Genomic DNA, 20,847 nt, shown 5'->3' on the forward strand with positions numbered 1-20,847 from the left:
TCCTTAATAAATAAAGTTCTCTATGATCAGGCCGGTTTTGTCATCGTAACACTGCTCATTTAAAACGGTGAAGCGGTCGTCATGCGTGGAAGACAGCATCCCGTAGTCGCTCAGCTTTTGAATTTGATATTGAAAAACCTGGATCGTGTAGGGCTTGGCCTTTTCGATACAGCGCTTCAGAAAAGCGAGATCATAGGCCGACTGTTGAGAAAACAGATCCGCAATCAGCTCTTTGGCTTCAATGTTGTACGGCACAATGACGTCGATCGTATTTTCATCAAACACCTGAAACAAGTTCCCGGCGGTTAAAAACGCCTGGTTCAAAAAATATTTGCCTTGAAACTCCGGCCGCTCAATATGGCGCAGGTTGACCGCAAGCAGATCAAACAAATCCTCGGTCGTACCGTCCGGCAGCCTTTGCGGGAATCCAAATTTGCCCTTGATGTCCGCATCCTGAAACAGGAACTGGTAATACTCCGCGACGCTTTCCCCGCTGAGCAGGTCGTGCGCATACCGATCGGGACTTTGGGCGAACCGGTGCAAAAGCTGCAGGGCGCACCGCTGCGCCGCCGCGATTTCCCGCAGCATCCCCAGTTTTTCGGCCTCCTGATTGAAATTGACGACGTAGACTGGGCGAATGCCGCCGAAATCGTTGCTTCGGTTGCAGCGGCCCGCGGCCTGCGCGATATTGTCCATCCCTGCCGCCGCACGGATAACGCTTTCAAACGAAAAATCCACGCCCGCTTCCACAAGCTGAGTGGAGACACACACCATCTTTTCTCTGCTTTTTAAAGCGGCGTTGATTTTTTTCAGCGTATCGGTTCGGTGCGCCATGCACATGGAAGTGGAAAGGTGAAACACCCTGCAATCGTCGCAGCGGTGCTCAAGCTCCCGATAGAGCCGGAGCGCGCTTTCCTTGGTATTGCAAATCAGCAGCAGGGACGACACGCGGCTGAGTACCTCTGCGGAAAAATCGGCCAGCTCCTCCACCGACATGCCGTAGGGAGAGGTTTTGTCGATGATTTCGGTTCGTTTGAACACCTCAAAATTTTTCGGTTCATACGGCACGATCTCAACGGGGTCCGCATACTGCAGGGGAAAATCCGTCTGCTCAAAGCATGGGGTTGTCGCGGAGGACAACACGACCGTCGCGCCGCACCCATAGGCCAGAAAATTCAGGGCCATCGTAAACAGATTCATCGCTTTTTTCGGCAGCGACTGCACCTCGTCAATAACGATCACCGCCTGGGATAACGCGCTCACGCGGCGCACGGCGCTTGTTTTGCCCGAAAACAGCGTATTCAAAAACTGTACCAGTGTGGTAATCACGATGGGTGATTCCCAGGTATCGGTCAAAAGCTCGTACTGATCCAGCTTTTCCTCCGTATCGAACAGCTTTACGACATTGGAATGGTGTTCCGTCAGGCTGCTTTTGTCCTGTATGTAGTTTCGAATGACGGCGCTGTTCTGCTCTAAAATGCTCAGCAGCGGAATGACGAACAGAATGCGCTTTTTGTGAAACGCTTTCGCGTGATACAGCGTATAGCGCAGGGCCGACAGGGTTTTTCCGGCCCCTGTGGGCAAAGTCAGCCGGTAGATACCGCCGCCGTGCTGCTGCGCAAACATGCGGCACTGCTCTGAAAATCCGCTTCGCGCTGCGTTGATCGGCGTCTGCGCCCGAAGGCATGAATTTTTTTGTTCAAAATAGGCGATCTGCTCCGCCCAAAAACGGTCGGAGCCGCCGCGGTATTCCTGCAGCACTCCGGTCATGAATTCCGCCGTATCTCTGCGGTCGCCGTCGATCACCGCCGACAAAATCATGCGGGCCGCAAGTCCCATCAAGAAGCTGACCTGCGTCCGGTTTTTTCTAAAACGCGTCCGAAACGTTTCAAACAGCGCGGCAATCTCCCGCTGCGCCAACAAAAATAACCGATCTATTTCTTCGGCCGGCGCACACTCACAGAGAAAAGCATCTACCGCTTCCTCATAGCCAATTTCCTTTGGGTCCTTCTCCAGCCGGTGTTCGAATCCGCTGGTGTTTTGGGGCGTGACGCAGTCGAACTGCCCGTGGTGCGCCCCGATGGCATACACAAGGATTTCACAGGTGACCGTACCCATCCCCTGCGGCCGGCCAACATGATACTTTTTCAGCAGATAAATACACCCGCAGAACGTATGGTTCACGCTGCCGCGAACCACCTCTTCCCCAGCGGACGCACGCGAGAGATATTCCTGATATTTTGCCGTGCATTTTCCCATGTCGTGCAGCAGGCCGGCCAGATAAGCCGTGTTCCACAGGCCGATCCCTTTCAGCTTTTCGGCGGCATAATCTGCCACATGGAAGGAATGCTCGGCCACGGTCTGCTCCAATCTTTCGCCATTGATTTCTGTGATATGGGCCAGATGAGATTTCATAGATTCCTTCCTTTCCATCCCGCATCCTGATTTCATCCGTTGAAAAGGGCGGACGAATGGCTGGTATGAAAACGCTCTCATTAAAATACCAAATATTTACATTAATGTTATTTTACTGCTCGGATTATCATAAATCAATTCAAAAAAGACAAATTATTTTATTTTTTACGTCTTTTATGATAAAAATAAAATCAAAATTATTCTAAAAAGTTCTATTAACATACTGAAAAATCGAGCCAGATCAAACTTTCGTTCTGATCTGGTTTCTTCAAAACATACAAAGCCCCATTCGACAGACCGGTCAAATCCTGTCTGGCGAATGGGGCTTTTGTGTTATGCGCAGGGTAATACGCCAACACCGTTATTTTTTGTCAAACGACGGGTTGAACGCATAGAAGTTCCTGCTGTCCAGATGATCGGTGGTGATTCGCAGACCTTCACCGAAGCGCTGGTAATGAACGACTTCTCTCTGCCGCAGGAAGCGGATGGGATCAATGACATCGGGATCGTCGCAGAAGCGAAGGATGTTGTCGTAGGTAGTGCGGGCCTTTTGTTCTGCTGCCAAATCCTCATGCAAATCAGTAATCGGGTCACCCTTTGACGCAAATGTCGACGCGGAATAAGGTACGCCGCTGGCGTCTACCGGGTAAATTCCCGTGGTGTGATCGACGAAATAGGAATCAAACCCGGCCTCCTTGATCTGCTCCGGAGTCAGGTTGCGGGTCAGCTGATAAACGATGGTGCCAACCATCTCGAGATGCCCAAGTTCTTCTGTTCCGATATCCGTTAAAATCGCTTTCAGCTCCGGATACGGCATGGTGTACCGCTGACTCAGGTAGCGAAGAGAAGCGCCGAGTTCCCCATCGGGCCCGCCACACTGTAAAAACGTATCCTTTTTACTGGCGAAATACAATTTCGATTGTCCTGTTTCTTCGGTCAAACACAATATGATCGACGAATGAACGGAGCAGTTCGTTTTTGATATCGGTTCCCGTTGCCTGATCCTGCAGAACGGCAAGAATACTCTGCCTGGAAAGACCCGGCTCCTCCCCTTGATCTTCCCGCGCAGCAGTGAGCTCCTCCTGAATCCGCCGGATTTCGTTCTGAACGCTTTCTTTGTTCGCCCGGTATTCATCTAATGAATCGACACCCGAAGCATACGCTTCTTTTGCGCGCAAAAGCCTGTTCTGCTGGTATTTCAACGCTTTTTCCGCCAATCCGCAAATATCCGTACACGCTGCCAAAGGCTGTGGGTGCAGCACAAAAGTATCGCTTTCCAACGCCTGCCGGATTCCGGCCAAAACCAAGGCGTTCAGCTTTGAGATGGAAATGCTGTGGGATACATTGCACCGGCCGTGATTATAATTGACACACTGCAGGCTGTCTTTGCCGAGCCTTGCAAGGGTGCCACCGCATGCGCCGCAACGAACCAGCCCGCGCAGAAGGTACTCCCCGTTCTGCGGCGGAGTCTTTCTCGAATATCTGGGATAGATCTTCTGAAGCCGCTTTTTCTGCCGCTGCGCGAGATCCCAGGTCGCCTGATCGATAATCGGTTCATGCAGGCCCGGAAGAACATTTTCAGGACTGCCGCCGTCCTTCTGCCCGGCCCTGCCCGACGTCCAACGAATTTTACCGAGATACACCGGGTTATTCAGCACATAATCCACCGTGCGGCCCGCCCAAGGATTTCCGCGGTTTGTCAGAACGCCCATCGCGTTGATTTTCCGGGCAATTTCCGTTGCCCCCATCCCAGACAGATAATCCGCAAATATCATACGTACGATCTCCGCCTGCTCCGGCCGGATCACATACCGCTTATCGATGATGTCGTACCCGAAGGATGGAATCGAAACCGGTTCACCCCGGCCCGCCTTTTCGGTCATCCCGCGGGTGACCTCCTCCGCCAGATTGATGCTGTAATACTCATCCATTGCCTCGATGATCGCTTCCATCAGGATGGACATTTTATCGTCGCCGAGCGCTTCGGTAATGGAGATCACATCGATCCCCAGCTGTCTGCGCAGCATCGTCTTATACACGATGCTGTCCTGCCGGCTGCGTGCAAACCGGCTGAACTTCCAGAGCAAGATCGCTTCAAACGGCTTTGGCTTGCGCTTCGCGATCCCGATCATTCGATTGAACTGCGTGCGGTTTTTCGTTGACTTTCCACTGATTCCTTCGTCGGCAAACAGGTATTCATCCGGCACTGTCATTCCGTTGCGCGCGGCATAATCGCGGATCAGCCGAATCTGGCTGTCTGGGCTGTATTCGGCCTGATCTTCTGTGGAAACCCGGATATAGGCCGCCGCGATTTTCATTCCAGCCTTCCCCCTTCCATCGGAAAATTCAATCCTTATCCTCTGAATCTGTATATGAACTCCCGCGAAAGATTATTCAGAATCAATAAAGCGCCGGTTTTGCCTTAGGCGCTCACTAGATCTTCCATACAACAGGCTGCCGCTGTCATAGGACAAAATTCCGCGCCCATATGCTTGGTGTGGAGGTGAGGCCGATGGCAAAAAGAGAAACATTTACGGTGGCAACAGCCATTCGGCTCGACGACGGGCGCGTGCTCCCCTGGGGCCGCACAGCCTTTGCGCTGACAAAAGAATCCGGCGAATACCGCTGCGAATGCCTGGAGCATACCTTTCACCTGGCACAAGAGGAACGCCAGGCCTATGAAAAAGCCATGCTTGAGCGTGTGGGGGAACAGATGTCCCTGCGCCGTCCGTGCGGCAGTTTGCCGCACGATTGATATTCCCGGACGAAACAAGGGGTACAGTAAAACACCGCATCCGTCAGCGGATGCGGTGAAAATGAAAATTGTATTCTTAATTTAAAAGCCAGACTCCACAACTGAGGTAAGCCGCAAATGTCACCCACAGCAAATATGGAATCTGCAAAAACGCGGCGGCTTTTTGGCAGCGATAAAACAGCCGGAGCATAATCAGAATCAGCACCCAGAGAAGAATCAGCCAAAGGAACGCCGCAAAGAAGGCTTGCAGATGAAAGAAAATCAGGGACCAGAAAAAGTTAACAAGTAGCTGGATAAGATATACCGCAATCGCCCGTCTTTTCCACTGGCACCCCGAGCAGTATACCAGATAGGTCGAAATACCCATCAGAAAATACAGAATTCCCCAGGCAATCGGGAAAACGGACGGCGGCGGTGACAGCGGCGGCAGATAGAGCTGTTCATACAGCGCGGAATTGTCCCTGGTCAACAGCCCGGCCAGCGCACCGGTTCCCATGCTGAGAACGATGCTCGCAATCAGCGCCTTCCATCGAATCGTAACACAATACATCTTCTCCCCTCCTGTTCTTCCAATTATTTCGTACCTAAAGACCCCAAACCTGTTTTCTTGCATGGATGGTGGGAATCCCCTGCGGCACTAGTGTATGCAATCATCCATCGGTTCTATGCAGGCGGGAACTGGTGCGTTTCAAAAAAGCATCCCATTTTGATTCTCCCGAACTTTGTGACCTAGTTGCGGAAGCTTTCTTTTGGCTCTGCTATACTCATACCAACATCAAAAATCAATAAAGGAGGAATCAAAATGGAAGAAATGCAAGTTACCAGAATGCCTTTGATCGGCGATAAGGCGCCTTCTTTCCAGGCTGTTACAACACAAGGAGAAATCCATTTCCCGGAAGATTACACAGGGAAATGGGTGATTCTCTTTTCGCACCCCGCAGATTTCACCCCCGTCTGCACGACGGAGTTTATGACCTTTGCCTCTATGGCGGAGGAGTTCAGAAGCCTGAATACCGAATTGGTCGGCTTGTCCGTTGACTCCCTCTACGCACATATCGCATGGCTCAGAAAGATTCAGGAGCTGGAATGGAACGGCATGAAAAATGTTGAGGTCAAATTCCCGCTGATCGAAGATATCCGCATGGAGGTTGCAAACAAATACGGCATGATTCAGCCGGGGCAGTCCAACACGCAGGCGGTCAGAGCTGTTTTCATCATCGACCCGCAGGCGAAAATCCGCACAATATTGTATTATCCCCTTTCGACCGGCAGAAACTTTGACGAGATCAAACGGATTATCCTTGCGCTGCAAAAGGCGGATCAGGACAGCGTGGCAACCCCCGCGAACTGGCGCCCCGGCGACGATGTGATCGTACCGACGGCCGGCTCGTGCGGAACAGCTAAGGAGCGAATGGAAAGCCAGAACGAAGACCAGTATTGTTTGGATTGGTTTATGTGCTTCCGGCGTGAAAATAAATAACCAGCAGTTTCATCTCCCTCTCTTCCTGTAGAAAAAGCGCCTGCGTTGCAGGCGCTTTTTCTTTGTGGGAACAAAATTCCTCAAATCAGCCGGACCGCGAATTGCCCGGGGCCGGATACGAATTGCTCCCTATCCACTTTTTAGACAGATCCCCTTTGTCCGCCGAACCTTCTGTCAGCGGAGTATCGTTCTGTGTAAAGGCGATCAGCTCGCGGTTAAATTTGTCCATTTGATCGTAGAACAGAAAATGGCCGCACTGCTGAAACGAAACCAGCTTTGAATTTTTGATCCCCTTGTTCTGCGCCACCGCCAGCGGGTACAAACAAACCCGATCGTTCAGCCCGTGCAGAATCAGCGTGGGAACATTGACCTTTTCCATATCGTCGAACAGCACCTCGTTCAGCCAGGTGTTCGCAATCGCGGCGGTTGACCAGCTGGCCGCCTGCAGCCCCAGCTGGAAGATCCAGTCCTGAATCGGTTTGCCGACACAGTGGAAAAAGATCATGTTGCCAAAGCCCACAAGCATCTTGGGGCGGTCGGTATATGTTCCCTGAATAATGTCCAGAACCGCCTTCCTCTGCAGCCCATACGGAAAGTTCGGGCGCTGAATCAGGCTGGGGGCCGCCGCCGCAAACAGCGCCAGCTTTGATACCCCGTGGCCGTTATGTCTTGCCATATAGCGCAGGCAGATCGCTCCGCCCGTGGAATGGCCGGCAAGCGTGATGTTCCTTAGCTGCAGTGTATCGATCACGGCGCGTATGTCGTCGGCCAAACGGTTGTAATCGTAACCGCTCCACGGCTTATCGGAAAGACCGAAGCCGCGGCAGTCGATCGCAATGCACCGGTACCCAAGCCTTGGAAGCTGGTTGAACTGATATTCGAACAAATTGTGGTTCCCCGGCCACCCGTGAACAAAGAGAATGGTTTTATCCCCGCCCGGATTCAAATCCTCGACGAAGATTTTGACGTTCGATTCTACTGTTACATAATAACCCACATTGTCATCTCCCTCCGAAACAATACCAGAATATTCTTTTAAAGACATTTTGGTGACTACTGTGAAAGGATATTGGCAAAGGAATCAAAAAAAACACCCTATATTTTCGCTTCAGGTGGAACCGGAAAAACCATCTAAAGCAAAACCGCCGGACGATTTGATACCCTTTTGCCATGTGGCCCGCCATACTGTGTCATAATGATCTTGGCCAGAGCGGGGTTGGGGTTTTTAATCTTGATCGGGTACTGTAATCTTTTTTCATAGACCCACATTAGTTGTCAACCTCCTCTTCAATTTCCCATGGCCAGGGGCCAGTGATCCAAGCCCATCGGCTGGTCTGGTTGCTGGTTTCTCCCATCGGGCCGTAGGCGTCCTCGTAATTTTTGGTCAGTTCATCGATCTTCTTGCGGGTGTCTTCCAGTTTCTTTGCCGCCTCGCAGTTGTTGGGGTGTGTGTCCAAAAAAATGTGAAGTTCCCACGCCATGAATCGATACGCATTGATCTGGCGCATCAGTCTTTCCTGATCTGTCATTTCAGAACACCCCTTTTCCCTGTAAAGGGTTTATCCAGATCCGGGAAAATCGTGCCCTGATCAAATCCCTTTTCAGCCGAATACGTTGCGTCGAATTGCTGGAACGGTATATATGCCATGGCGACCACTGTCTGGGCCGGCAGCGGTGAAACCGCAACGGTCAGTTCGCAGCTCTGCATGCTCTGTATACTCTGCACACTCTGCATACTCTGCGCATTCTGCATGCTTTGTGCGTTCGGCATGCTCTGCGCATTCGGTATGCTCTGCGCATTCTGCGCACTCTGCACATTCGGCATGCTCTGCGCATTCTGCGCGCCCTGCACATTCGGCATGCCCTGCGCGTTCTGCGCGCTCTGCACATTTGGCGTGCTTTGCGCATTCTGCGCGCTCTGCACATTCGGCGTGCTTTGCGCATTCTGCGCACTCTGCGTCTCCCGCGCGTTCTGCGTACTTTGCGCATTCTGCGTCCCCTGCGCGTTCTGCGTACTCTGCATATTTTGCAGGTTTTGCATATACTGCAGGTACTGCAGATTCTGGTTATCTGTCATTCTTCTCGTGTTCCCCTTTCTCATAATCTAAAGCTTATCCCATAACAGAATATGCCGGCAGAATATTCCGAGTGCCTGTTCTCTTTTAAAAATCAAGCGGAAGCCCATTCCGCCGCCAAAATCAGCGCACAGCAGAGGCTTTTCAGAACAAATCGCCGGGCAGCGATTCTGATCATCGCGCCCGGCGATTTGGCATCTTGCCTGCAATTTAGATTCATAGTATAATTTGATACGACTCTTCTTAGAAAGGAGGCTGCGCGTCATGAGATATCTTTCGGGAATGAACCGGAGTTTCTTTCGGATTGGCCCAGCAAAATATTTTCGCTGGAGAAAGCAGGGGCCTGCTTTGTTCCACGTTACTCCGGAGAAATCGCGGGAATGCCGCTGATCCCCGTCTGCCGTCAACCTATGCCAGCGGATTTTGATCCGGCTGACCTTCCGTGTTTTTCTCCCTGAATTTTTAGAGAGGAAACCCTTTTTTATGAATCAAATCACAACTGAATCCGCCGCCTGGAAAAAGCAGGTCGGCTGGTTTTTGCTGAGCCAAAACATCTCGTTGTTCGGTTCCTCCGTCGTGGGCTTCGCCATCATCTGGCACATTACCCTGACGACTTCCTCCGGCGTATGGATTATGCTTTCGACCATCTGCTCGATTCTGCCGCAGGTGCTGGTTTCGCTGATCGGCGGCGTTTGGGCCGACCGGTATAACCGCAAATACCTGATTATGCTGTCGGACGGCTTTATCGCCACGGCGACGCTCGGCCTGGCCATAGCGTTTCTGCTTGGATTCCAGAGGCTGGAGCTGCTGCTGGTCGTTTCGGCTGTGCGCTCAATCGGCGCGGGAATCCAGACCCCGGCCGTGGGGGCGATCTACCCGCAGCTGGTGCCGCAGGAATCGCTGACCAAGGTGCAGGGAATCAACCAGACCCTGAACTCCGTTCTGCTGCTGCTTTCGCCTGCCGTGGGCGGCGTTATTTTAGGCTGGGTGGGAATTGTCGGCGCCTTTTTTGTGGATGTTGCAACCGCCGCGCTCGCGATTTTCGTCATGAGCCGGATCACCGTAGAACGCATCCGCTCCGAAAAAGAATCCGATTCCATGTGGGCAGAGCTGAAAACCGGCATCAACTATACATTCCGCCACCCGCAGCTGCGGAATCTGATTTTATGCTACATGGCCTCTTTCTTCCTGATCACTCCCGCCGCCGTGCTTTCTCCCCTGCTGGTGGAACGCACCTTCGGCAGTGAAATCTGGAAGCTGACCGCAAACGAAATGGTGTGGACGGTCGGTTCGCTGGTGGGCGGAATTTTCGTGGCGACGAAAGGGGAATTCCGCAACAAGGTAAAAACCGTTTCCCTTTGCCTTGCGGCATTCGGCGTGTTTTTCGCGCTGATGGGAGTCGCCTGGAATTTTGTCTCTTACCTGATTTTCGTGGGAATCTCCGGCTTCTTTCTGCCGCCGCTTTCCACCGCGCAGACCGTGCACATTCAGGAGATCACCGAGCCGGAGGTGCTGGGCCGCGTCTTTTCCATTGTACAGCTGATCACCGCCAGCGCCATGCCGGTGGCGATTCTGCTGTTCGGCCCGCTGGCCGACGTCGTCAGCGTCGAGTCGATCCTGCTGGTGACCGGCGTACTGCTGGTTCTGGTCGGAATACTGTATGGCAGAACGGCATCTGCCAACAGCTCTGTCGATCATCAGACCGAAGGCTGACGCCAAAAAGGCTCCCGGTTGATCTTCGGGGGTAAAGACGCCACCGGCTGTATGGTTTTTTGGTTTTCAATCCGAATGGAAAACCGCACTGCCGCAGACAGAACAGAATCATTTCATTTTAAAACAGCGAAGGGCATCCTGAATCAGGATGCCCTTCGCTGTTTATTCTTTTTGCAGCATTTCTTCATAAACCATCCGGGAAACGGTACCGATCACCTCGCGCCCGTCCTTGTTGGTCGGGTTATCCTTGGTCAGCACCACGATCAGATATGGCCGTATCGGCAGCAGAACGATTCCCGCGTCGTGCTCCAGAAAGTCCAGATCGCCGCATTTATGCGCGATTTCCACTTCCTCCGGCAGATACAGCTGCAATCGGCCAGACTGCTGCTGCCGCCGCAGGATGTCAAGCATCAGGCGGCTGGAGGGGACATTGACGCATTTTTGCTCATAAATCAGCTCCAGAATATGCGCAATATCTCCCGCACAGGTGTAATTGTCCTTCCCCTGCTTTCGGGCTTCGGAATCCATCATCCTCCGGCCAAGCACCGTTCTGCTCAGGCCCAGCCTGCCGGCCATTTCGTTGATGGCGTCCATCCCCAGCAGCTGAATCAGGATATTCGTCGCCGTATTGTCGCTGACGATGATCATCAGCGTCAAAATCTCCCGCAGGGAAAACCGATGCCCCGCGCTGAGCTCCTTTAAAATGCCGTCGCCGCCGGTACGCATTTCTTCCGTCAGAACGACCGGGTCTTCCAGCGACAGCCTGCCGGTTTTCACCTGATCCAGAAGACAGGCCATAATCACCAGCTTAATGGTGCTGGCCGACGGGAAAACGGCCTTTTCATTGAAGCAGAACGTTTCTCCGTTCGTCAGGTCTTTGATGAAGACCGCCTGCTCCCCGGGCTGCAGATTCAGATACTCTCGTATCTTTTCTTCCATAAAAATGACTTCCTTTCGCTCTATTCCGCCGTCAACCGAAGAAGGCGCGGATAACCACGTAAACCACGCACGCAATCGCGACCGTAATACCGAATTTCACCATGTTTTTCATGTCTTTGGAGCGCGCCAGACCCATCTGCCCCAGCATATCCGCTTCCGGATAAGCGAACGAGGTGATCTGGGAGGATACCAGCAGAATCGTGCCCCACAGCGTGGCGGAAATACTCAAATCCTTGACTAACGGCCCGAACATGCTGTCGAGCAGCACGGATTCCGCCGTCGCGGCGCCGCCGATGCCGAATACGCCGGTCAGCGTGGTCACCGCGGTAAAGCTGAGCGCGCTGTTGGACTTGAACATCGGGGACATCAAATCGACCAGAGCGTCGAAAGCGCCCGCGTTCGTAATGAAATCGATAAACGGAGTGAACAAAACGAACATCAGGAACAGCCACATCAATTTCGCGGCGCCGCTGATAATTTCGTCAAACACTTTGTTCAGCGACAAACCGCCCGCAATACCGGTCAGAACCGCTGTTACGGAAATCACCATAATCGCGTAGGAGGAGCCCTTCTGCAGGAAAATGCCGTACCCGATCAGAATCGCCATACAGACGAAAAACACCGTGGTAGCACGGCGGGATTCCTTCGTCGCCACGTATTCGTCGCCGACCTCTTCCACATCGGTGTATGCGTAAACGCCCTTGGTTTTCTTCTGGATGCGCAGAGCCATAAAATAGGTAATGACCCAACAGATAGCTGCCACCGGCAGGCCTACGCCCAGCACATAGGTGCTGTAGCTCACGTGGGTCAGTTCCATAATCGTGACCACCTGCGGAGAATACGGCCCGATGAACAGGCCGGTCATGCCCGCGCCCATCAGCACTGCCGCCATGGTGGAGGGGGTCAGGCCGATCATAGCGACCATCGGGATGATCATGGGGGCGATGATCGCATTGGCGCCCGCCAGGGTACCCAGCAGAGCAACGAGGACGATCGAGGTGGCCATCGTGGCCAGAATCGCCTTTTTCTCGGTATTGACGCCGATTTTCTTGGTAAACGCGTAAATGATGAACTCGGCGACTCCCGTCGCCCGCAGAATAGCGCCCAGGCCCGAGCCCAGCATGATGATAAACCCGATCATGCCAAGGAAGGAACCAAGCGATTCCGCCAGGACCCCGCCCATATCGGCAAAGGACTGCTTTGTCATAATGGCGGCGATCACCACACAGATGACAACGTTTAATACGGGATGAATGTCGCGAAACGCCAGAACAATGTACAGCACCAACGGAATCAGTGCAAACAGCGGAGAAATGCCAAAAATCATTTCAATACTCCCTTTCCGGATCAATTTCAGCTTTTGTCTCTGCATATTGCAGACAGGTTGTTCCTACAGGCAAACCGCTAACCATGCTCCGCGGCGATCAGCCGCGGCTTTCCCATGCCGGAATTTCCCCTCCCTTCTTTCCGGGCTTCTGCCGCCCGTTTTTCCCGTGCCGGACCTGGCCTTAGCTGCACCAGAAGGCGGCCATTTTTTCGCCTTTCTCCGCCGGCTGTTTCTTTTTACCAAACGCCGTCTGTACCATGCTTTTTTTCACGTCGCTCTTTTTTGATAAAAAAAAACAGAACCCCTTTTGGCGTGGTGCCAACGGGATCCCGTCTTCGAGGTAAGGCGCTTGATTCGCCTCACACAAAAAACAAAACCGTTCTGGTAAATATTAGCAAAGTTCGTACTATATGTCAACATTCTATGAACAAAAATAAATTTTTATGATTTTTCGTGAAGTTTTTGTATTGTCCATTTACTTTTCAATGCCCTATGCAGGCACAGCGATTTTTCCCCTCGACTGCAAGGAGAGAAGAAATTAATTCTTTTTTTAAAGTGCTATCGCTATGCTCGAATGCAATCGGCAGAGCCTGTTCCGCGAGTGGGGACTAACAAAAAAACTCTGTTTGACCCTTCGACCGTTTTCAGCCAAGGGACAAAACAAGGCGCTTACATACGAAAAGTGTCCATGAGCCGGTGAGAATAAAGTTGAGGTCTCTCCCCCGCCTACGGCGGGGGAGAGACCTCTTTTCACCTGTTTTATGAAGGATTCCTATCACATTAAGGGAGCGAACAGATTCAGGACGCTGTTGAGCGCGCGCACATACCATTTGCTGCTGCGGCACTCGGCATGCACCACCTGCCTGCACTGTAAAAGGGACATCAGGTATTCATCCCGCATGCTGCCGATGGCCGGACACCGGAACAGCCAGGCACCGCACTCAAAGTGCATGTAAAAGCTGCGGTAATCGAAATTGATCGTCCCCACAATTCCGTATTCGTCATCACAGACAACCGTTTTCGCATGGTTGAAGCCCGGAATAAACTCGTAGATTTTCACTCCGTTTCTCACCAGCACCTCATAGTTGGCGCGGGTGACCATGTAAACCAGCTTTTTGTCCGGTATATGTGGCGTAATGATGCGCACATCCACTCCGCTTTTGGCTGCGTTGCACAGCGCCGTCAGGACTTCATTATCCGGGATCAGATATGGCGTATTGATATATACATATTGTTTTGCGCGGCTGATCAGGTTCAGGTACACGTTGCGCCCCACCGGCTCCCAGTCCAGCGGATTGTCGCTGTACGGCAGAACATAGCCGCCCTCCTGCGGTTCGTCCGGCTCCTGCACGACACGGAATTTTTCGTAATCCTCCGTGATTTTTCGCTCGAACCCCCACAGGGACAGAAACATCACCGTAAAGTTCCAAACCGCATCCCCGCGGATCATGATGGCGGCGTCTTTCCACTTGCCAAAGCGCGGAGAAAGATTGATATATTCATCCGCAAGGTTTACGCCGCCGGTAAAGGCCACCTTGCCGTCGATCACAACAATTTTGCGGTGGTCGCGGTTGTTCATCAGGGTAGAAAGGAACGGCACAAAGCTGTTGAACACGCTGCATTGAATTCCCATTTTCTCAAGGCGGCGGCTGTATTTGAACGGGAGCGTGAACAGGCAGCCCATGTCGTCGTACAGCACACGCACCTCCACTCCCTGCCGCGCTTTCTGCGCAAGGATATCCAGAACGGTATCCCACATCACACCCTCGCGGATAATGAAATATTCCAGAAAGATGAAACGCTCCGCTTTCTTCAGCTCTTCCACCAGCGCACGAAACTTTGACTCGCCGTTCGGGAAATAAACCGCGGAGCCGTTCCGGCAGGCCGGGCAGTTGGAATACCGCTGCAGATACCGCACCTGCGCGCCCGCATCCGGATTCTGCTCCGTGATTTCCTCCAGAATTTCGGGGTCCGGCTTTAAAAACGCGCGGAAGCTTTGATTTTCCAGCGAAACGCTGCGGCGGATCATGCGGTTGTGGCGGCTGCGCCCGAACATGAGATAAAACAGCCCGCCAAAAATGGGAAACAGCAGAATCGCTACGATCCAGGCCAGCTTATACGTTGGGTTCAGCTCGCTGTTGTTCAAAATCCACAGCGTTACCACAATGCTGATGACGTAGCAGACGCCGTAAAACCACACATAATAATTGCTGAACTGCGTGATCATCAGTACCAGCACCGCAACCTGTACCAGAATGGCCAGAGCGATCATGGAGGTGCGGCTGAGCAGACTTTTCAGTACTTTCTTCATACGGTCCTTCCTTTGCAGAGAACAAGTTTGAGTGGGAACTTTCTTGTCAAACGGGTGGGGATACGCTATAATAAAACCCTACGGCAGGCTGGGACAGGTCCTTTCAGAGTACTCTCGCGGGTTGCAGTAAGGCCGCCTGATGACGGCCTTTGATTTGTCGATTTGCAGTCCTTGTGTTGGCAGACAGGTCACTCCAGTCTAAGGCGCAAGTTTCTGCTCCAGCAGAAATGCGGCGAAGCCGCATCCAAAAACTGCGAGCCGACGAGAGCACTCTGAAAATGCCCGCCGACAGACGAGACTGTTAAGCTTATTTCCAGATGGAACTCGGAGAGTGGGCATTTTCATTGGAGCGCCTTTTCAGTAGCTGTCGTTTGCACTTACAGGAACTGTTCCCAAAAACGGATTCCAAAGGTATCCTTTGGCGAGTCTTTGCTCAACGCCGCCTCGCAGCGAAAGTAAGTGCCCGCCCCGGCATGAGGGGCAAGCCCTGCGCCAGCAGACAGGCTGAACCTGTACGCACATCGCGAAAAAGCCGCAGAGAAAGCCACCTGCTCCATCATAAACGAAAGACCCCTGCCGAACGAAAAGGATTATCTGTCACGGAATAATGCGAAAACAAGCTTTCGTTTTATGAGAGAACATTCAAACAGAATAAGCTATTTTTTGAAAAAAGGCAACTTCAAATACTGCCCAAGAGGTGTTTATTCTGTTATAATAACAAAATAGCACAATGATCTATCAGCCCGGCAGGGATGTCCCCGGCGGGTCTTAAATAAAACGATTCAAATTCAGGGGAGCACAGAGCCCTGGCTTTTAGAGGAGGCCATCTGATTGAAAGACTATGCCTTAATCACAGACGCGACCTGCGACCTTCCCGCAGAGGTTTTGGAAAAGCTGAACGTTCGGGTCATCCCGATGGAATTTCAGATCGGCGGAACTCTGTATCAGCATTATCCTGATGCGCGGGAAATGAGCCTGACCACCTTTTACGAGCGGATGACAGCGGGAGAAACCCCGTCTACCTCGCAGATCAACCAGCTCACCTATTTTAAATATTTCGAGGCCATACTGGAGGCCGGTATGGACGTGCTGTACCTGAGCTTTACTTCGGGCCTGAGCGGTACCTACCAGTCTTCCCTCATCGTGGCGGCGGAATTGGAGGAAAAATATCCCGGTCAGCGGATCGTCTGTATCGATTCCCTGTGCGCTTCGATCGGCCAGGGGCTGTTTGTGCTTTTGGCCGCCCAGAAAAAGCAGGAAGGCCTCACAATCGACGAGATGGTCGCATGGGCCCAGCAGAGCCATCTGCACGTTGCCCAGTGGTTTACCGTTGACGACCTGAACCATCTGCGCCGCGGCGGACGAATCTCATCTGTTGCCGCACTGGCGGGCTCGGCGCTCGGCATCAAGCCCATATTGCACGTGGACAGCGAGGGCAAGCTCGTTGCCGCGATGAAGGTGCGCGGACGCAGAAAATCGATGGACGCCCTGATTGAGCGGATCGCCCAAACCGGCATCAACCCCGCGGAGCAGGTCATTCTGGTCGGGCATGGCAACAGCGAAAAAGACGCCAAGCAGTTAAAGGTTGAAATCCGCGAACGTTTTCGCCCAAAGGAAATCATCCTGTGCGATATCGGCCCGGTGATCGGCGCGCACGTTGGGCCCGGAATGCTGGCTGTTTCTTTTTGGGCCAGCGAAAACTGACAGTCCTCCACGCCGGGATCATGCGGACCTTTGCGCCGCACCCGACGTGTGATTGATCTATAATTTGTCAGGAGGATTCTGAAATGCAAAAGAAAGAAATCGCCACCAACAAGGCTCCGGCAGCCATCGGCCCCTATTCTCAGGCTGTGCTGATCGGGAACACGTTGTATACTTCCGGCCAGATTCCGATCGATCCCGCCACCGGTGCTCTGGTACAGGGCGGTATCAAGGAACAGGGTACCCGCGTATTTGAAAACCTGAAGGCCGTTCTGGAGCAGGCCGGAACCGATTTTTCCAAGGTAGTGAAGGTCAATGTCTTTATCACCGACCTGAACGATTTTGCGGCCCTGAACGAGCTGTACGCCACCTATTTTGAAAAGCCCTATCCGGCCCGCTCCTGCGTGCAGGTTTCCGGTCTGCCGAAGGGCGCTTTGGTCGAAATTGAGATGATCGCCGTTCTGTAACGGTTATTCTTCAAAACGGATGCCGCCAAAGGCATCTTTCAGAACACCTGAGGAGAGCTTGAATTTTTCAAGCTCTTTTTCTGTGAGCGAAACCTCCAGAATTCCGGCGACGCCTTCCCGGTTGACAAAGCAGGGAACGCCGATGTACACATCGCTTTCCCCATACTCCCCATTCAGCAGGGTCGAAACCGTCAGGATGCTGTTTTCATCGCCGAAAATTGCTTTGGCGATCCGCACCATCGACATACCAATTCCATAATACGTTGATTTCTTCGCCGCGATAATCTTCTGCGCGGCGTTTTTTACTTCCTCGCTGATGTTCTGCAGATCATCGAGGGAGAATTTCTCGGGTGACTCCTCCACGATTTTCAGAACCGGCTTTGTGCCGACCATTGCCTGTGACCACGGCACAAATTCACTGTCGCCGTGCTCGCCCATCACATAGGCATGTACATTCCGTGGGTCTGTTCTCAGGTAGCTGCCGAGAAGATAGCGCAGGCGCGCACTGTCGAGCGTGGTGCCGGAGCCGATCACTCGGCGGGGGTCAAACCCGGAAAGCTTCTGGGTCACGTGAGCCATGATGTCTACGGGGTTTGTCGCGATGAGGAAAATCCCACCAAAGCCGGAATCCACCACCGGGCCGACCACGGAACGGAACACCGCCGTGTTGCGCTGCAGAAGATCGATGCGGGTCTCCCCTGGCTTCTGCGCCACGCCCGCGCAGATCGCCACAATATCCGCATCCTTGCAGTCCGAATAGGTTCCGGCATAGATTTTCATATGGGAGCCGGAGAACGCGACGCCGTGATTCAAGTCCATCGCTTCCCCTTCCGCGCGCCGGGTATCGATGTCAATCAGCACCAGCTCATCGCATGCGGTCTGATTCAGCAGCGCATACGCAAAACTCATTCCAACAAAGCCCGTGCCGACCAATACAATTTTTCTGATGTCATTTTTCATAATAATCCCTCCTGCCGGATACATACCACAGCCTCAGCAACACACCACTGTGGTTCATTTGTTCTATTGCAGTATACCACTTTTTCCCAGTTTGGCAAATAGGAAAAGCAATCGCCTCTTTCTCCGGCTTAAAATTGAACTTTTTTAGTATATCCTGCTTTTCGCTCTTTACAAAGAACATATGTTCGTAGTATAATAACTTCACGCCGCATTCCGAAAAACATCTTCCGGCGCCCGAGCGAGTAGGAAAGCACGATATAAATAAACGATAGTAAATCCGTCTGCATCCGTGGCATCATAACAGCAGACAGATAAGGAGATATCGGCATGCAGACACTAGAAAAACTGAAAATACTGTCTGACTCCGCGAAATACGACGTGGCCTGCACCTCCAGCGGAGTGGACCGGGGCGCTTCGGAAAACGGAGGAATGGGCAACGCGATGGCCTGCGGGATCTGCCACAGCTTTTCGGCGGATGGGCGGTGCATTTCTCTGTTAAAGGTACTGATGACAAACAGCTGCGTTTACGACTGCAAATACTGCGTCAACCGCAGGAGCAACGACGTACCGCGCGCCACCTTCCAGCCGCGGGAGCTGGCGGATTTGGCCATGAACTTTTACCGCAGAAATTATATTGAAGGGCTGTTCCTGAGCTCGGGGATTCTGAAAGACCCCGATTACACCTGCGAGCGGATGATCGAAGTGCTGCGCATCCTGCGCGAGGAATACCACTTTAACGGATATATCCACGCCAAGGCCATCCCCGGCGCGGACAGCCTTTTGGTCGGGCGGCTGGGCGCTCTGGCCGACCGCATGAGTGTCAATATTGAAATGCCGTCGCAGAAAAGCCTTGCGCTGCTCGCGCCGGACAAATCCAAAACGAATATTTTAAAACCCATGGGCTTTATTACGGGGAAAATCAAGGAAAACGCCACGGAGCTGGTTCGTTACCACCATACGCCCAAATTCGCACCGGCCGGACAAAGCACCCAGATGATCATCGGCGCAACGCCGGACAGCGATTTTCAGATTTTAAAGCTGACGGAAGCGCTGTACCAACGCTACGAATTAAAGCGCGTTTTCTTTTCGGCGTATATCCCCGTGTCAAACGACCCGCTGTTGCCCGCTCTGACGGTAAAACCGCCGCTTTTGCGCGAGCACCGGCTGTATCAGGCGGATTGGCTGCTGCGGTTTTACGGCTTTGCGGCCGACGAGCTGCTTGACGAAGCGCACCAGAGCTTTCACCCGATGCTTGACCCGAAATGTAACTGGGCGCTGAATCATTTGGAGCTGTTCCCCGTGGATGTGAACCGTGCCTCTTACGAAATGATTTTGCGGGTGCCGGGCATTGGAGTCAAAAGCGCACGGCGGATTACGACTGCGCGCCGCAGCGGAACCCTGCGGACAGATGATCTGAAAAAGCTTGGGGTCGTCATGAAGCGGGCACGGTATTTCGTCGTTGCCGCAGGGCGGGGCGAACGCCCGCCTGTACTGACCCGCGACGCCGTGCTCCGAGCGCTGGTATCGGATTCCTGCCGTGAGCTGTATGAGCCCCAGGGAGAACAACTTTCGCTCTTCCCCGCTCCGACGCCGCAGCTTTGGGGAGAGGAGGCTCTGCAATGCCTGCCGGGACCCCTCTGACCCACGATTATCGTTACGACGGCAGCTGGGACGGCCTGCTGTGCTGCCTGTTTGAAACGTACGAGCGCAGGGAGCTGCCGCAGGCTGTGTACTCGCATGAGGATGTACAGCAAACCCTGTACCCCGCTGTAGAGATCGTCACCGATCCAAATAAGGCTGGCCGGGTCAAGCACGCGATGCTGCCCAAAATTGGCCCCAGCGCAAAGGAGCTGGCGGAACACGCCTTTCTGACCTGCCTGCCGCAGAAAGAGCTATGGATACTCCGCTTTCTGCGCCTTGCCTTCCGGCACGGCCCTACTGTGATGAACATGCTGACGCAGCCCGCCGTGCACACCTTAAATAAGGCTGTACTCCACTTGCAGCACGAAAGCCACCAGTACCAGGGCTTTGTGCGCTTCTCTGTCTCGCAGGGAGCGCTGTGGTCGGTGATCGAGCCGAAAAACCAGGTGCTGCCACTGCTGGCCCCGCACTTTTGCCAGCGCTTTTGCAACGAAGCCTTTTTGATCTACGACAAAACCCATGATCAGGCACTGGTTTACCAAAACGGGCGGCACGAGATTCTCCCCCTTTTGGCCTTTGAGCCGCCGGAACCGGATGAAACCGAGCTGCGCTACCGCAAGCTGTGGCACACCTTTTACGATTCCATCAGCATCCGTGACCGCGAAAATCTGCGCCTGCGCATGACTCACATGCAAAAGCGCTACTGGAAGCACCTGACCGAAATGCAGTACAACCCGTTCCGGACCGGGCAGACGGAGCCGGAACAGAGCGACGAAACACAGAGCAGCACACACTGGCCGAACGCCCTGCCGCCGGACTCCGGCTCCATGATTCCCTGATGAATCTGATCTCCGCACGGGTTTCCAGGTCTTGCCTTACCAATCAAGAACAATGGATTTTCGAGATAAAATTGTGCGGAGCAAGGGAAAAAGGCGCGGAAATACGCTCGTATTCCGAGCCGTTTTGATGCTGTGCGGCGCAATCTAAACCGAAACAAACAGGTTCCTTCACTGGCCAAGCAGGACTTCTTTTTCCCACTGTTTTTGCGGCAGCTCTTGCTTTT

At 53.1% G+C, this 20,847-nt stretch carries 19 protein-coding genes and 1 pseudogene; 7 read left to right on the top strand and 13 right to left on the bottom strand.

Annotation, left to right across the window (positions count from 1 at the left end; translation table 11 throughout):
- Positions 1–3 precede the first annotated feature (3 nt).
- From cas3 to TY09_RS05450, 3 genes are all read right to left on the bottom strand, one after another.
- The gene (gene cas3 / locus TY09_RS05440; RefSeq protein WP_242841441.1) at positions 4–2,415 is read right to left on the bottom strand and encodes a CRISPR-associated helicase Cas3'; all 2,412 of its coding nucleotides are present in this window, start codon (positions 2,413–2,415) and stop codon (positions 4–6) included.
- Positions 2,416–2,776: 361 nt separating this feature from the next.
- Positions 2,777–3,328, bottom strand: coding sequence for a manganese catalase family protein (locus TY09_RS05445; protein WP_147584619.1), 552 nt, complete (start codon positions 3,326–3,328; stop codon positions 2,777–2,779).
- Positions 3,312–4,733, bottom strand: a complete 1,422-nt coding sequence (locus TY09_RS05450) for a recombinase family protein (RefSeq protein ID WP_042431777.1) — start codon at positions 4,731–4,733, stop codon at positions 3,312–3,314. The genes TY09_RS05445 and TY09_RS05450 overlap by 17 nt, the downstream gene beginning before the upstream one ends.
- Before the next feature lie 194 nt (positions 4,734–4,927).
- Here TY09_RS05450 and TY09_RS05455 point away from each other — a divergent pair, with 194 nt between their 5' ends.
- Positions 4,928–5,170 carry a hypothetical protein gene (locus TY09_RS05455; RefSeq protein ID WP_042431779.1) on the top strand — a complete coding sequence of 81 codons (243 nt, stop codon included), beginning with the start codon at positions 4,928–4,930 and terminating at the stop codon, positions 5,168–5,170.
- Positions 5,171–5,246: 76 nt separating this feature from the next.
- Here the strand turns inward: TY09_RS05455 and TY09_RS05460 are convergent, their stop codons facing one another.
- Positions 5,247–5,720: a TspO/MBR family protein gene (locus TY09_RS05460; RefSeq protein WP_042431782.1), complete on the bottom strand. Its 474-nt coding sequence runs from the start codon at positions 5,718–5,720 to the stop codon at positions 5,247–5,249.
- A 252-nt stretch (positions 5,721–5,972) separates the two neighbouring features.
- Between TY09_RS05460 and TY09_RS05465 the strand changes: the two genes are divergently transcribed.
- A complete protein-coding gene (locus TY09_RS05465; protein WP_009062322.1) occupies positions 5,973–6,650 on the top strand; it encodes a peroxiredoxin in 678 nt (225 codons plus the stop codon).
- An 85-nt stretch (positions 6,651–6,735) separates the two neighbouring features.
- Here the strand turns inward: TY09_RS05465 and TY09_RS05470 are convergent, their stop codons facing one another.
- The 4 genes and pseudogenes from TY09_RS05470 to TY09_RS17570 all read right to left on the bottom strand — a co-directional run bounded on the left by TY09_RS05470 (position 6,736) and on the right by TY09_RS17570 (position 8,727).
- Positions 6,736–7,647, bottom strand: a complete 912-nt coding sequence (locus tag TY09_RS05470; RefSeq protein ID WP_242841442.1) for an alpha/beta fold hydrolase — start codon at positions 7,645–7,647, stop codon at positions 6,736–6,738.
- A 167-nt stretch (positions 7,648–7,814) separates the two neighbouring features.
- Positions 7,815–7,919: pseudogene (locus tag TY09_RS05475) on the bottom strand (manganese catalase family protein); the annotation flags it as partial.
- Positions 7,919–8,179: a spore coat protein CotJB gene (locus tag TY09_RS05480; RefSeq protein WP_042431787.1), complete on the bottom strand. Its 261-nt coding sequence runs from the start codon at positions 8,177–8,179 to the stop codon at positions 7,919–7,921. The pseudogene TY09_RS05475 and the gene TY09_RS05480, both read right to left, overlap by 1 nt.
- Complete coding sequence (locus TY09_RS17570; protein WP_052335561.1) at positions 8,176–8,727, bottom strand: spore coat associated protein CotJA; 552 nt, start codon at positions 8,725–8,727, stop codon at positions 8,176–8,178. Before TY09_RS17570 ends, TY09_RS05480 begins: the two co-directional genes overlap by 4 nt.
- Before the next feature lie 481 nt (positions 8,728–9,208).
- Between TY09_RS17570 and TY09_RS05495 the strand changes: the two genes are divergently transcribed.
- Complete coding sequence (locus TY09_RS05495; protein ID WP_009062341.1) at positions 9,209–10,438, top strand: MFS transporter; 1,230 nt, start codon at positions 9,209–9,211, stop codon at positions 10,436–10,438.
- Positions 10,439–10,600: 162 nt separating this feature from the next.
- Here the strand turns inward: TY09_RS05495 and TY09_RS05500 are convergent, their stop codons facing one another.
- From TY09_RS05500 to cls, 3 genes are all read right to left on the bottom strand, one after another.
- Positions 10,601–11,377 carry a serine hydrolase gene (locus TY09_RS05500; protein ID WP_052335562.1) on the bottom strand — a complete coding sequence of 259 codons (777 nt, stop codon included), beginning with the start codon at positions 11,375–11,377 and terminating at the stop codon, positions 10,601–10,603.
- A 31-nt stretch (positions 11,378–11,408) separates the two neighbouring features.
- The gene (locus TY09_RS05505) at positions 11,409–12,704 is read right to left on the bottom strand and encodes a GntT/GntP/DsdX family permease (protein ID WP_042431791.1); all 1,296 of its coding nucleotides are present in this window, start codon (positions 12,702–12,704) and stop codon (positions 11,409–11,411) included.
- Positions 12,705–13,479: 775 nt separating this feature from the next.
- Positions 13,480–15,015, bottom strand: coding sequence for a cardiolipin synthase (gene cls, locus TY09_RS05510; RefSeq protein WP_042431793.1), 1,536 nt, complete (start codon positions 15,013–15,015; stop codon positions 13,480–13,482).
- Positions 15,016–15,846: 831 nt separating this feature from the next.
- Here cls and TY09_RS05520 point away from each other — a divergent pair.
- Positions 15,847–16,719 carry a DegV family protein gene (locus TY09_RS05520; protein WP_042431799.1) on the top strand — a complete coding sequence of 291 codons (873 nt, stop codon included), beginning with the start codon at positions 15,847–15,849 and terminating at the stop codon, positions 16,717–16,719.
- Positions 16,720–16,802: 83 nt separating this feature from the next.
- Entirely contained in the window at positions 16,803–17,183 is a 381-nt protein-coding gene (locus TY09_RS05525; protein WP_009062352.1) for a RidA family protein, read from the top strand.
- Between the two features lie 3 nt (positions 17,184–17,186).
- Here the strand turns inward: TY09_RS05525 and TY09_RS05530 are convergent, their stop codons facing one another.
- Entirely contained in the window at positions 17,187–18,143 is a 957-nt protein-coding gene (locus TY09_RS05530) for an L-lactate dehydrogenase (RefSeq protein ID WP_042431801.1), read from the bottom strand.
- 327 nt (positions 18,144–18,470) lie between these two features.
- Here TY09_RS05530 and TY09_RS05540 point away from each other — a divergent pair, with 327 nt between their 5' ends.
- A complete protein-coding gene (locus TY09_RS05540) occupies positions 18,471–19,784 on the top strand; it encodes a putative DNA modification/repair radical SAM protein (RefSeq protein WP_042431803.1) in 1,314 nt (437 codons plus the stop codon).
- Positions 19,763–20,623, top strand: coding sequence for a TIGR03915 family putative DNA repair protein (locus TY09_RS05545; RefSeq protein WP_042431805.1), 861 nt, complete (start codon positions 19,763–19,765; stop codon positions 20,621–20,623). The genes TY09_RS05540 and TY09_RS05545 overlap by 22 nt, the downstream gene beginning before the upstream one ends.
- A gap of 43 nt (positions 20,624–20,666) precedes the next feature.
- On the opposite strand, the gene TY09_RS18730 is transcribed toward TY09_RS05545, so the two are convergent.
- The coding region (locus TY09_RS18730; protein WP_207640406.1) for a hypothetical protein at positions 20,667–20,847 on the bottom strand (181 nt) is incomplete at its 5' end.

It is taken from the genome of Faecalispora jeddahensis, from assembly GCF_000577335.1.
GTDB classification, from domain to species: Bacteria; Bacillota; Clostridia; order Oscillospirales; family Acutalibacteraceae; genus Faecalispora; species Faecalispora jeddahensis.